The organism is Flavobacterium sp. TC780 (assembly GCF_056783245.1).
The window spans coordinates 1-12,093 of the sequence record NZ_JBXBAV010000144.1 but is presented as its reverse complement, the minus strand read 5'-3'; the positions used below and the strand labels follow the sequence as shown (position 1 = coordinate 12,093).

Annotated in this window: 13 protein-coding genes and 3 pseudogenes; 6 read left to right on the top strand and 10 right to left on the bottom strand. The window is 31.3% G+C overall.

Annotation, left to right across the window (positions count from 1 at the left end; translation table 11 throughout):
* Positions 1-44 precede the first annotated feature (44 nt).
* Positions 45-1,154 carry a lactonase family protein gene (locus AC1RYN_RS15550; protein WP_481807681.1) on the top strand — a complete coding sequence of 370 codons (1,110 nt, stop codon included), beginning with the start codon at positions 45-47 and terminating at the stop codon, positions 1,152-1,154.
* A 136-nt stretch (positions 1,155-1,290) separates the two neighbouring features.
* Here the strand turns inward: AC1RYN_RS15550 and AC1RYN_RS15545 are convergent.
* Positions 1,291-2,655 (bottom strand): annotated as a pseudogene (locus AC1RYN_RS15545) (DEAD/DEAH box helicase).
* 592 nt (positions 2,656-3,247) lie between these two features.
* Here AC1RYN_RS15545 and AC1RYN_RS15540 point away from each other — a divergent pair.
* From AC1RYN_RS15540 to AC1RYN_RS15525, 4 genes are all read left to right on the top strand, one after another.
* Positions 3,248-3,673 carry a hypothetical protein gene (locus AC1RYN_RS15540; protein WP_481807680.1) on the top strand — a complete coding sequence of 142 codons (426 nt, stop codon included), beginning with the start codon at positions 3,248-3,250 and terminating at the stop codon, positions 3,671-3,673.
* A 23-nt stretch (positions 3,674-3,696) separates the two neighbouring features.
* Complete coding sequence (locus tag AC1RYN_RS15535; protein WP_481807679.1) at positions 3,697-4,428, top strand: hypothetical protein; 732 nt, start codon at positions 3,697-3,699, stop codon at positions 4,426-4,428.
* A gap of 103 nt (positions 4,429-4,531) precedes the next feature.
* A complete protein-coding gene (locus AC1RYN_RS15530; protein ID WP_481807678.1) occupies positions 4,532-4,834 on the top strand; it encodes a helix-turn-helix domain-containing protein in 303 nt (100 codons plus the stop codon).
* Between the two features lie 157 nt (positions 4,835-4,991).
* The gene (locus AC1RYN_RS15525) at positions 4,992-6,461 is read left to right on the top strand and encodes a serine hydrolase domain-containing protein (protein ID WP_481807677.1); all 1,470 of its coding nucleotides are present in this window, start codon (positions 4,992-4,994) and stop codon (positions 6,459-6,461) included.
* A 90-nt stretch (positions 6,462-6,551) separates the two neighbouring features.
* Here AC1RYN_RS15525 and AC1RYN_RS15520 read toward each other — a convergent pair whose 3' ends face one another.
* From AC1RYN_RS15520 to AC1RYN_RS15510, 3 genes and pseudogenes are all read right to left on the bottom strand, one after another.
* Positions 6,552-7,316: a TIGR02757 family protein gene (locus AC1RYN_RS15520; protein WP_481807676.1), complete on the bottom strand. Its 765-nt coding sequence runs from the start codon at positions 7,314-7,316 to the stop codon at positions 6,552-6,554.
* Positions 7,317-7,431: 115 nt separating this feature from the next.
* Positions 7,432-7,878: pseudogene (locus AC1RYN_RS15515) on the bottom strand (ABC transporter ATP-binding protein); the annotation flags it as partial.
* Positions 7,879-8,097: 219 nt separating this feature from the next.
* Positions 8,098-8,310: pseudogene (locus AC1RYN_RS15510) on the bottom strand (ATP-binding cassette domain-containing protein); the annotation flags it as partial.
* Positions 8,311-8,599: 289 nt separating this feature from the next.
* Here AC1RYN_RS15510 and AC1RYN_RS15505 point away from each other — a divergent pair.
* Entirely contained in the window at positions 8,600-8,914 is a 315-nt protein-coding gene (locus AC1RYN_RS15505; protein ID WP_481807675.1) for a hypothetical protein, read from the top strand.
* Here AC1RYN_RS15505 and AC1RYN_RS15500 read toward each other — a convergent pair.
* The 6 genes from AC1RYN_RS15500 to AC1RYN_RS15475 all read right to left on the bottom strand — a co-directional run bounded on the left by AC1RYN_RS15500 (position 8,904) and on the right by AC1RYN_RS15475 (position 11,776).
* The gene (locus AC1RYN_RS15500; protein ID WP_481807674.1) at positions 8,904-9,206 is read right to left on the bottom strand and encodes a DUF6787 family protein; all 303 of its coding nucleotides are present in this window, start codon (positions 9,204-9,206) and stop codon (positions 8,904-8,906) included. The genes AC1RYN_RS15505 and AC1RYN_RS15500 overlap by 11 nt on opposite strands.
* Positions 9,199-9,669: a DUF6146 family protein gene (locus AC1RYN_RS15495; RefSeq protein ID WP_481807673.1), complete on the bottom strand. Its 471-nt coding sequence runs from the start codon at positions 9,667-9,669 to the stop codon at positions 9,199-9,201. The genes AC1RYN_RS15500 and AC1RYN_RS15495 overlap by 8 nt, the downstream gene beginning before the upstream one ends.
* 497 nt (positions 9,670-10,166) lie before the next feature.
* The gene (locus AC1RYN_RS15490) at positions 10,167-10,376 is read right to left on the bottom strand and encodes a hypothetical protein (RefSeq protein WP_481807672.1); all 210 of its coding nucleotides are present in this window, start codon (positions 10,374-10,376) and stop codon (positions 10,167-10,169) included.
* On the bottom strand, positions 10,351-10,572 hold the full coding sequence (locus AC1RYN_RS15485; RefSeq protein WP_481807671.1) for a hypothetical protein: 222 nt from the start codon (positions 10,570-10,572) through the stop codon (positions 10,351-10,353). Before AC1RYN_RS15485 ends, AC1RYN_RS15490 begins: the two co-directional genes overlap by 26 nt.
* On the bottom strand, positions 10,529-10,726 hold the full coding sequence (locus AC1RYN_RS15480; RefSeq protein WP_481807670.1) for a hypothetical protein: 198 nt from the start codon (positions 10,724-10,726) through the stop codon (positions 10,529-10,531). Before AC1RYN_RS15480 ends, AC1RYN_RS15485 begins: the two co-directional genes overlap by 44 nt.
* Positions 10,727-10,825: 99 nt before the next feature.
* A complete protein-coding gene (locus tag AC1RYN_RS15475; protein WP_481807669.1) occupies positions 10,826-11,776 on the bottom strand; it encodes a D-2-hydroxyacid dehydrogenase in 951 nt (316 codons plus the stop codon).
* Positions 11,777-12,093 lie beyond the last annotated feature (317 nt).

The following is a 12,093-nucleotide window of genomic DNA, read 5'->3' as shown; positions in this document are numbered from 1 at the left end:
AAGGTTAATACATGCTCCTGTTGTTAGGGAGGCAGCACCTATAAATGAGAAAATCGTGTGCTGTTTTGCTTTTAACTCTATTCTTTACAGGAATTCAGGCGCAAAAAAAAGTTAATCTGTTGGTAGGAACGTATACTAATAGTTGTGATAGCAAAGGAATTTATGTGTATGAATTCGATACCAATTCGGGTGAATCTAAATTAAAAAACACTTCAGAAAGTACAGTGAGTCCAAGTTATTTGTCTGTTTCTGTTGATAATAAATTGGTTTATGCTGTTAACGAAAATGGAGCAGAAAGTACTGTAAGTGCTTTTGGATATGAGCCAAAATCAGGAAAGGTTGCTTTTTTGAATAAGCAAGATGCGATGGGAGCAGATCCTTGCTACTTAATTAATGATGGCGAAAATGTAATAACTGCCAATTATTCTGGAGGAAATATTTCGGTATTCAAAAAGACTACTGAAGGTCTTTCGGAAGCAAAACAAGTAATTCAGCACACAGGAAAAGGAGTTAATGCTCAAAGACAAGAAGGTGCTCACGTGCATATGGTTTATTTTTCGCCAGATAAAAAATATGTTTTATCGAATGATTTAGGTCTTGATAAAGTATTTATCTACAAATACAATCCAACTTCAAAAGATAAAGTTCTTACCTTAAAAGGAAGTGTTGATGTAAAATCAGGAAGTGGACCAAGACATTTAACGTTTAGTAAAGACGGGAAGTTTGTGTATTTAATTCAAGAATTAGATGCTACTTTAACTACGTTTAGTTATGAAAAAAACGGAAGTTTAAAGTTAATTGCCGAAACAATTATTCTTTCTAAAGATTTTAAAGGTGGAACTGGGGCTGCTGCTATAAAAATTTCACCAGATGGTAAATTTTTATATGTATCGGATCGTGTAGATGCTAATAATATTTCAGTGTATAAAATTCTTAAAAATGGAAATATTGAATTACAAGAACAAATAAGTACTTTAGGAAAAGGACCAAGAGATTTTTCTATCGATCCTACAGGGAACTTCCTTTTAGTTGGGCATCAATACACAAATAATATTGTTGTTTTTAAAAGAGATAAAGTTACAGGTAAATTAACAGATACAGGAAAAAGAATTGAATTGTGCGCGCCAGTATGTTTGGTGTTTACGAAAAATTAATTTAAAAGCTCAGAGTTACAAAGGCTTAATTAGTTACTGCAGTTGCTAAGACTCTAAGTTAAAAAATAAAAGGCTCAAAGGATGATGATTATAAGTTTTAAAACTTAGAACCTCAGTACCTTTGAGCCTTTGAATCTTAAAGAAAAGACTTATTTATTCTTATCTTTTCTTTTCTTATACTTCTTGTTTTTAGCATGTTTCTGTTAACGATCCGTGCGTTTTTTTCTTTGTTTTAGAAGGTCCCCCTAAGTTGACTTTCTTATTCTTTTTATCTTTTTCATGAAAAGCTCCGTCTCCTGAAAGTTTTTGTTTTTTCATTAAAAACTTCACCGGTTGTCTGTCTTTTTCAGGCTCGATTAATTTTATAGAAACTTCTACTTCCTCTGGGAATTCTGCAATATCAAGTTCTCTATTCATTAAAACTTCGACTTCCACTTTAAATTCTTCTTCACGAGGAGTAATAAAGCTTATTGCAGTTCCAGTTGCATCGGCACGACCAGTTCTACCAATTCTGTGCATGTACAATTCAGGAAACTCAGGAAGTTCAAAGTTGATAACGTGAGTAATATTGGAAATATCCAAACCTCTCGCCATAATATCGGTAGTTATAAGTCCGCGTAGCGTTCCTTCCTGGAAAGCTGCCATCGTACTCAAACGGTAATTTTGTGATTTATTAGAGTGAATTACACCAAATTGTCCTTCAAAATCTTCTTCGATACGATCGTGAAGCATATCTGAGATCTTCTTGTTATTTACAAAAACCAAAACGCGACTCATGTCTTCGTTGTTTTGTAATAAGTGTTTCAGTAAGTTTACTTTGGTATTAAAATTAGGAACATTGTAGGTAATTTGTTCAATGTTTTCTAGTGGCGTTCCAGATGCAGCCAGAGTAACTTCTTCTGGAAAATCAAAAAAGTCATTCAAAACGGCATCAACCTCATCAGTCATTGTTGCAGAGAATAAAATATTTTGACGTTTGGTTTTCATCATCGCCAAAAGCGCGGTTAATTGCGTTCGGAAACCTAAATTAAGCATTTCATCAAACTCATCAATAACTAGTTTTTGAGTTTCATCAAAACGAACTACTGCATCTAATGCTAAGTCCATCGTTCTTCCTGTTTCCCACCAAGATATCGATTCCTTCGTAAACGGCTTTTTTTTGTGTATTAATATTTACACCACCAAAGATACCCAATGTTTTAACCGACATATATTTGGTTAATTTTTCTACTTCTTCAACAACCTGAACAACTAATTCACGTGTTGGAACAAGGATTACAATTTTTGGAGTATTGGTTGGAGTAAACTTGTATAGTTTTAATAAAGGCAATAAGTAGGCAAATGTTTTACCTGTACCGGTTTGTGCAATTCCCATCATATCACGACCGGACATAATTACAGAAAAAGATTTTTCCTGAATAGGAGTAGGCGTAACGAAGCCTAATTCATCAATTGCTTTTTGTACGGATTTAGGAAGATTAAATGTCTCGAAAGTGCTCATTTGCATTAAATTTTGTGCAAAGGTACGTTAAAATAGCGGTTAGTTTACTAAATTCTTAGAATCATCTGATAATTTAAATGTATAACAGGTTAATATTCAGTGTTTAATATGTTGCTAAATAATCTAGTTTAACAATTCTAAATCGTATTTTGTTAGGATTTAAGCATTCATTTTGCGAAGATTTAAATTGAATTCTTATTAGTAGTGCCAAAATAAAAAGCTTGTGATTAATAGAAGATATTATTTTAAAGTATTGCTTTTTCATATTTATTCAGCCTTAATTTTTAGTAATATTGATACTAATATAAGTACGAAATGTATTCAAAAAATAAAAAGCACCTTTTGATGATTTATATTTTTTTTTGAATATTTTTGAAACAGATAAAAAAGGAAAAAACTTTCGTTTAATTTACATATTTAAGAAATGATGTATATGAACATTTGTTTGATTTATAGAAATTACAAGCCAGACAATCAAAATGAGTAACCAATAGAATAAGATTAAAGGAATAAAGTTCAAAGGCATACAATAGAATTAATAAACCAGTATTTAGATAAAATAGTTTGTCTTTATTTGATTCATAAAAAAAACATGAAAAAATACATTTTTAAATTTTGGTTACTGAACTTTTTATTGACTGCTATATTATTCTTAATTTATTATGTATTGGCTTTTACACAATTAAAATCAAACAATGGGAATTTATTTGAAATCATTTTAGATTTCTTATTTACACTCTTTAATTTATACTACATATTAGCATACTCTATTGTAATGATTGTTTTTTCAACAGCTTTCTTTTTGAATTTACAAAAGACCATTCGGGCTAATAATTTCTTATCATCATTAACTTTTATAGCGATACCCTTAATTGCTGTGATTTATATTCTAATTGATTTATATCCTTATAATTCTTTTGTTGTGGTCTGGTGGATTGGTTTTCCTTTGGCTTACTTACTATTTATAATATTTCAATTTTATATATTTAGAAAAAAAATAACTAAACATGAACTGTAGTAATAACAAAAGAAAATAACTAAATGGAAAAGATTAATTTATTAATAATTGTGACTGTAATCTCTCTGTTCATTTCATTATTTCTTGCATTTTTTCTGGTAACAGTTAAAACAAAGCATAAGATAAGTAATTATCTTTTTGCTACTTTTTTATTATTAACAGCAATAGATACCAGTCAAACTTTATTTAACTTAATAGTTGATAAACCTTCAAATTTTGGAATGTTAAGAGGTTTATTTGCTTTCTTGCAAATTCCTGTTTTTTACCTATATGTATTGTCTGTTTGTTACTCTGATTTTAAGCTCAAACCTAAATATATACTACATCTGCTTCCATTTGTAATTGCAAATGCAATTTTGATACCTCGTTTCTATGCGGTAGATCTTACATCTAAAATTAATTTTATCAAAAACTATCAAAATATGGTTGAAATACAATTTAATCATATTCTTATACATGTTCAGCTAATTGTATATATCATTGCTGTTTTTATGGTATTAAGAAAAGCAAAAAAACTATACCTCGAAAATCTTGCAGGTACAAGTATTAGTTCTTATAATTGGTTGTTTCAGTTTACGGTTGTACTAACTATTTTGTATTCGGTTGCTCTTTTAAAAAATATCTTCAAGTTTTCGGATTATCCCTATATCTCTGAATGGATAAAAATTGGACTCCTAGTATTTCAGTTATTTATTATTTGTTGGTATTTATTTAAAGCCTTAAACAATCCTAATTTATTTAGAAATATTAATTGAAAATTAAAACTGGTTTCCGATATTGTTTTAGAAGAAAAAGAAGGAGCAACTAGTTGTAAGTGAAAAAGAATATAATGAAGATTTATTAAAATTACAGCAGTATATGGTTGAAAAAAAGCCATTTCTAGATCCTTCCTTAACAATTCAGGATGTTTCTAAAGGTATTGCAATTCCTGTTAGGGAGCTATCAATTTTAATTAATCATAAGTTAGAGCAACATTTTTATGATTTCATTAATACCTATCGTATAGAAAGTGCCATGGATATTTTAAAAGATGTTACAAAAAGTAAGGTAACAGTTCTTGAAATTCTTTATGATGTAGGTTTTAATTCAAAATCTTCTTTTAATACTGCTTTTAAAAAACATACCGGTTTTACTCCTACAGATTATCGTAAAGCTATATAGGATAGTGGTTTGTGATTACTCGTACGAGTGTTTTTTAAATATTCGTACTAGTTTTTCTTAATAAATGCGTTCGAATATTTTTACTCGGTCGCGTAGGTTTAACTTCTCCCGCATCTTTGTATCGAAATAAATTCTTAACCTTAAAAATTACGATACAATGAAAAACATTATCTATTTATTACTTTTTATAGTAACAGTTGCAAGTGCTCAAACAAGTAAAAAAGCAGTATCAAAAGAAAGAGATTATAGCTTTCTTACAGACAGTTTAAATATCGATAAACAACTAGAAAAAAATAAACTGGCAGGATTTAGTGTTGTTGTTTTCGAAAATTACAAGATAGTCTACTCAAATCAATTTGGTGTAAAATCAATAGATTCAAAAGAGAAAATGGATCAAAATACCGCTTTTTCTACAGCTTCAATTTCAAAACCAATTACAGCACTTCTTTGTTTTATGCTTGAAGAAAAAGGATTGATTAATTTAGATGATCCTATAGATGGTTATCTAAAACGTTGGCATTTGCCAAAAAGTAAGTTTACCGAAAACAACAGTCCAACCTGGAGACAATTTCTTAATCATACGGCTGGTACAACTCAAAGTGGATTCGCAGATTATTATGAAGGTGATACAATCCCGACAATAAAAGAAAGTCTTTTAGGAAAGATTCCGAGATATGATAAAGAAATTGATTTCTTGTTTACCCCAGGAACGGGTTGGGCATATAGTGGTGGTGGTTATGTAATTGTTCAGATGGCATTAGAAGATACTTTTAATAAATCTATTGCAGAACTTGCTGCGGCATATATTTTCTCTCCTCTTGGGTTGAAAAATACTACAATGATACAGCCTAATGAAAAAGGATTTCCTGTAAATGTAGCACTCGTTCATGATGAAAATGGAAAGGTTATTAGAACGGGTTTGCCAATCACACCGCAAGTTGGTCCATCAGGAATGTGGTCTACACCTACAGATTTAGCTAAAATTGCTATCGAGATGCAAAATGCCTTACGTAATAAAAACAATAAAGTGATTTCACATAATGTTGCAAAAAAAGTAACAGAAGTAACCGCTTTAAAAGATGCTGTTGGCGGATGGAGTTATGGATGGCAAAAGTCTTTTGGATATAATAATTATGATTGGTTTATATGTAATGGTTCAAATACAGGAGTAGGAGGTAGTGTTTTTGCTACTATGACAGATGGAAACGGTTTTGTATTTCTAACCAATGGCGAAAAACCGAATCGTTTTCCTGTGATGGGACAGACTCAAAGAAAGCTTCTGACCTTGATGGATTGGAACGGGAATATAGTTAATGATGAAATTCAGGAAATACCATCAGGCTTAAAACAAAAACTAATAGGAACTTATGATGATTTCCTTTATGCGCAAGGAGTGAAAACTAAAATTGTAGAAAAGAATAACCGTCTGTATGTTGAATCTCCATTATTAGATCATTTTAAAGGAAAAAATGATAATGAATTGGTATATCTTAAAAATGGATTATTTAAAATTGTAGATTATCCAAACTTGTTAAAATTTGATTTCAGCGATGGAAAATTAAGTTCTATAATTTTAACTAGAGATAAGATGAGTGCAAAAGTTGAAGTGGTTGAAAAAGCAAAATAACTATTGTTAATAAAGAATCCCTTAAGTAATTGAATTTATTTAAGGGATTACTATTATTATTATTATTATTATTATTATATGATAAGCATATTAAAATCCTTCGAATACGCCAAGTCCAAACAATGCAAAATCGTATTTTACGGGGTCTTTAGGATCCATTTCTCTAAGTTTTTTGTCTAATTCAGTCAAAGCTTTACCATCGTTTTGCTTTCGGGTCAGAATACCTAGTTTTCTAGCTACATTTCCGGAATGAACATCAAGAGGGCAAGAAAGTTTAGCAGGCGAAATATTTTTCCAGATACCTAAATCAACTCCCTTATTGTCTTGACGAACCATCCATCGTAAGTACATGTTAATGCGCTTGGCTGCCGAATTGTTTAATGGATCCGAAATGTGTTTTTGTGATCTTGGCAGATGTTCTATTTCAAAGAATACTTTTTTGAATTCGTGAATGCTTTTCTGTAAACTATCCTCTTCTTGATTTTTGGAGAAGACAGCTTCAAGTCCGCCATGATTTTTATAAATGTGTTGCAATCCTTTAATAAAACTGCCAAAGTCTTTTCCATTAAAAGTACGATGTACAAAGTTCTCTAGTTTTGCTATATCTTCATCATTATGACTCATGATAAAATCGTAAGGAGTGTTTCCCATTAATTCCATCATTTGATGTGAGTTTTTAATGATCATTTTGCGATTTCCCCAAGCGATTGTAGCACTAAGGAATCCAGCAATTTCGATATCTTCTTTTTGTGAAAATAAATGTGGAATCTGTACAGGATCACTATCAATAAAATCTTGGTTGTTATATTGAATGACTTTTTCGTCAAGGAATTCTTTGAGTTCGTTTTGGTTCATGATTGATGTGCAAGTAAGTTTTGAAATACATAAAGTCTAGCCCTGATAGAAACGATATCCTTTTTGTTTTTTCTTTAAAAACAAAAAGATACAAGTAGATAGCAGGAAGAGGCTTCTAATTACTAATTAAGCCATCGACCATTACGAGTTTTCTGTCGGCCATATTGGCTAGTTCCTCGTTGTGAGTCACTATTACAAAGGTTTGTCCGAATTCATCACGCAGTTGAAAAAATAATTGGTGTAAATTTTCTGCCGAAAGAGTATCTAGATTTCCAGAAGGTTCATCAGCAAAAATAACATCTGGTTTATTGATTAATGCTCTAGCAACAGCAACACGTTGTTGTTCTCCGCCCGAAAGTTCGTTAGGTTTATGATTTATTCTGTGCGATAAACCTAAATACTCTAAGATTCTTTTCGCTTCTTTTTCGGTTTCGCCTTTTGGTTTGTTTGCCATAAATGCAGGGATACAAACGTTTTCTAAAGCGGTAAATTCAGGTAATAGTTGGTGAAATTGAAAAATGAAACCAAGATTTAAATTTCGGAAATTGGATAATATTTTGTCTTGTTTGTTTTTCTTTTTAAAATAACGATTCATATAAATCGCTAGTACAAAAAGAGGCAGTAATAAAGCTGCAATGATAATGTATCTAAAGATATCGTCAAATATTGTAAGCTTGAATAAAAATAAAAAAACAAGTAAACATAAAGTATAAATACCACCTATACAGGAAATCCATTTGAATATTTTTTCTTGTTTAGAATTGTCAGTTTCTACATCCTGTAATTTTAATACATTTTCTCCGTTTATAATCAGAGACGAATCTGTATTTATTTCAGGTTTATCGAGTGTTCCTAAAATTTGCAAAAGGGTTGTTTTTCCAGCACCTGAAGCACCAACAATCGAAACAATTTCACCTTTTTTAATATGTAAATCAACTCCTTTTAGAACCTCTAATTTATCGTAGAACTTATGTATATTTTTTGCGTGAATCATTTTGAAACTGTTTCTACAAAGAAACAAAGAATCTACCGATATAAAAATGTGTTATAACAGAATTTTAGGAACATTTATTTGTAAAATCTAATTATATGAAATGATATTGTGAAAAGTGAATTGTGAAAAGTGAGATGTATAATAAAGCGAACTTTGTATCGAGTAAAATTTTAGGAACGGAATTTGATTAATGGATATAGAATTAATGAGTTTACTTAGAAAAATAAATTAGTTACTAGTTTAAAATGAATTATATTTGATAGTAACTCAGCTTTTAATATGTATTAAAATGAATGAAAAAACGCTTGTAAAAGACGAGAAGATAAAGAAGCTTTTGTTAGGATTACTTTTTGATGGTATAGGAATGCTTTCCTTTACAATTCCTTTTTTAGGAGAGTTCTCGGATGTTGTTTGGGCTCCCTTGGCAGGTTTCTTAATGACCTATATGTATAAAGGGCGTGTAGGAAAAGTGGCTGGTATATTGACTTTTGTTGAAGAAATTATTCCGTTTACAGATGTAATTCCATCGTTTACCTTGACTTGGTTTTATACTTATTTTATTCAAAGGAAAGATAAGAATATAGATAAAGACCTTATTCTTTAAATAGAAATCCTAGTCCCATATTTTTGAGCATTTTTTTTTCGAAGTTCCAAAAGAAGCGGAATTGACCAAAAATGGCTCCAATTGCAACAAGTAGTACTTGATAAATAGGGAAGATGATTATTAATCGTATAAGTGTAAACCAAAATCCGAAATCTTCTTTTGTAATTCCTAACCAAACGCAAAAGGGATGAGACAACCAAGCTGAAGTAGAACCGGTTACAGCAAATACAATAAATATGATAGTGAGTTGAAAATTAGAAGTAATTCCCCAACGTTGTTTTAATTTATTCATTTTTATTTATAATGATCACAAATATAGCAACATTATCTTGAAGGACATATCCTGCTAGTTTTTGTTTGTAAGTATTTTGAAAATAGATCATGTAATTGTAGATTAAGTAATTTACCTCATATCCATAATTAATAGTTGGGTCATAATCAATTCTCATTTCGTATAGATTGGGATTGTAACGTTGTGGTTGTAAAACTCTGCTATTCCATTCTTGTACATATTGGCGGTTTTTATTTTCTAAATATGATTGCGAGTAATAATTTCGAGGCAATGCCATTGAAGCTAACCAGGTACTAAAACCACTATCGATTATTATTACTTCATCTTCTAGTTCGTCATTTGCAATGCGAACTGTATCATTTATTGAAGTAGCAGGTTTCTTGATAACTGCAGTGCCTTTTTTTTGAGTGGAGCATGCAATAATAACAGATAGAACAAGAAATATGTAGATACTGTTTTTCATGACCTAAAAAATTAAAGTATAAATTTACAAAAAAATTAGTGAAGGCTTTTTTTATTTAACAGTTTTTTCAAGGGAGGTTCTAAGGTTCTGAGTTGCAAAGGGACAAAGGTTTTCTGTAGAGACGCACCGCAGTGCGTCTAAAAGGTTCAAAGAGACAAAGGTTTCTTATTGAGGTGCATAATTTTTAGGTTCAAAGGTTTTCTGTAGAGACGCACCGTAGTGGGGCTAAAAGTTTCAAAGGGACAAGGTTTCTTGTTGAGGTGTATAATTTTTAGGTCCAAAGGTTTTATGTAGATACACACCGTAGTGCGTCTAAAATATTTAGAGACACAAAGTTTTTTGCAATGGAGCATCATATTACGACTTTAATAAGGATAAAAAATTCAAGAAATATATACATGCAAAAAAGCTGTTTACATTTATGCAAACAGCTTTTGTTTTTTTTTTTAAACTTATAGCCTTAGTTTTTTAGAACCTTAGAGGGCTTTTAAAGAAACCTATTTCCCGAATAATTTACCTAGTAAGCCTCCTATGCCACCGCTTTTGTTTCCTAATGCCATAGCATCGCTAACATCAACTTTTCCATCTCCATTTTGATCTAAGCCAAATTGAGTTCCATATTTAGAAATTGCATCCATGATTCCTGAAGCTTGTCCGCCATTGCTCATCGCATTAATAATATCAGAAATCTGTAAAACTACTATCACTAGAGTCTTTTGCTTTACCTATAAAGGAACCTAGAATTTGTGGAATCATGCTACTAGCAACACCGCTTGATGCTTCTGTACTTAGCCCAAATTTTTCACCAAGATTTCCTGTAAGTTGTTGTGTTAATTGTTGAACAACAGGATTTGAACTGTCAAGTAGGAGAATTTCCTTGAAATAATCCTGCAAGTTGTTCAACGCCCCCTTCAGATGCTATTTTTTGTAACCCAGAAAAGATAGAACTGCTTGTTTCATTCAGTACTGCTTCATTTTGTTCATTTGGTATAGCAGCATTGTTTACAACAGAGCTGCCTCCGTACTGTTGTACTAATTGTGTTAATTGCTCAAACATGAATTTAGGATTTAGATTAGAACTCAAATTTATTAAAAAATAAAGGGATTTATTAAACAATGTTAATAAATCCCTTTTAAGTAATTTAAATATAATTGATTAGCTTAACAAAGTAATGATTTGTTGTGCTAATTCTGTACCAATTCTGTCTTGTGCTTCTCCAGTTGCCGCACCAATATGTGGAGTCAATGAGATTTTTGTATGCATTAAAATAGCCATTTCTGGTTTTGGTTCGCTTTCAAAAACATCTAATCCTGCAAAAGATACTTTTCCGCTATCTAATGCTTTTACCAAAGCAACTTCATCGATAACACCACCACGAGCACAGTTAACAATACCAACACCGTCTTTCATGATTGCTAATTCTTTCTCTCCGATGATGTAACCATCTTGAGCAGGAACGTGTAAAGTAATGAAATCAGCTTCTTTAAATAAAGACTCTAATGATTGTGAAATGATAGTTGTAGTTATTGATTGACCATCAAAGAATTCAACTTTAACATCTACTTTAGGGATAAAGCTATCTGCTGCGATAACTTTCATTCCTAATCCTAATGCCATTTTTGCTGTAGCTTGACCAATACGCCCAATACCAACAATACCAAGAGTTTTACCTCTTAATTCAGTACCGTTAGCGTATGCTTTTTTCAAACCGTCAAAGTTTGTATCTCCTTCAAGAGGCATATTTCTGTTCGAATCGTGTAAAAAACGAACCCCATTAAATAAGTGTCCAAAAACTAATTCAGCCACAGATTCAGATGATGAAGCAGGAGTATTAATTACGCGAATTCCTTTGCTTTTTGCATAGTCAACATCAATATTGTCCATACCAACACCACCACGACCAATTATTTTTAATCCTGGGCAAGCATCGATAATATCTTTACGTACTTTGGTTGCACTACGCACCAAAACAACATCTACATTATTTTCGTTTACAAAATTTGCAACTTGTTCTTGTGCTACTTTTGTAGTTATAACTTCAAATCCACCTTTTTCTAAAGCAAGAATTCCACTTTTAGAAATTCCGTCATTTGCTAATACTTTCATTGTGTGTTTATGTTTTTTTATTGATTAATCATTTAACTTTTTAATCGATGAATCAATTATTGTGATTTTTTCTTTTTTTGTTTAAGAGCTAATCCTACTATTCGTTCCAAACGAAGTTCACTGAACTCCGATTAAAATAAAAGTTTTAGTGAAGTAATCTTCTTGGTTTTTAAAGAAAAAACAAAAAAGGATTTCCACTTCTATTGGGGCTAGAATTCTAGTAGTCAATTCACGTTTTCGGCTCACTAAAAACTAAAAATCGAGACTGTGACTGAGAAGGTGCTGCCTCCCTAACAACAGGAGCATGTATTAACCTT

Coding starts and splice junctions, on each gene's coding strand:
- AC1RYN_RS15495 (WP_481807673.1), bottom strand. CDS start 9,669: ATGAAAAACAGTATCTACATATTTCTTGTTCTATCTGTTATTATTGCA.
- AC1RYN_RS15525 (WP_481807677.1), top strand. CDS start 4,992: ATGAAAAACATTATCTATTTATTACTTTTTATAGTAACAGTTGCAAGT.
- AC1RYN_RS15475 (WP_481807669.1), bottom strand. CDS start 11,776: ATGAAAGTATTAGCAAATGACGGAATTTCTAAAAGTGGAATTCTTGCT.
- AC1RYN_RS15530 (WP_481807678.1), top strand. CDS start 4,532: ATGGTTGAAAAAAAGCCATTTCTAGATCCTTCCTTAACAATTCAGGAT.
- AC1RYN_RS15500 (WP_481807674.1), bottom strand. CDS start 9,206: ATGAATAAATTAAAACAACGTTGGGGAATTACTTCTAATTTTCAACTC.
- AC1RYN_RS15535 (WP_481807679.1), top strand. CDS start 3,697: ATGGAAAAGATTAATTTATTAATAATTGTGACTGTAATCTCTCTGTTC.
- AC1RYN_RS15520 (WP_481807676.1), bottom strand. CDS start 7,316: ATGAACCAAAACGAACTCAAAGAATTCCTTGACGAAAAAGTCATTCAA.
- AC1RYN_RS15550 (WP_481807681.1), top strand. CDS start 45: ATGAGAAAATCGTGTGCTGTTTTGCTTTTAACTCTATTCTTTACAGGA.
- AC1RYN_RS15505 (WP_481807675.1), top strand. CDS start 8,600: ATGAATGAAAAAACGCTTGTAAAAGACGAGAAGATAAAGAAGCTTTTG.
- AC1RYN_RS15480 (WP_481807670.1), bottom strand. CDS start 10,726: ATGTTTGAGCAATTAACACAATTAGTACAACAGTACGGAGGCAGCTCT.
- AC1RYN_RS15540 (WP_481807680.1), top strand. CDS start 3,248: ATGAAAAAATACATTTTTAAATTTTGGTTACTGAACTTTTTATTGACT.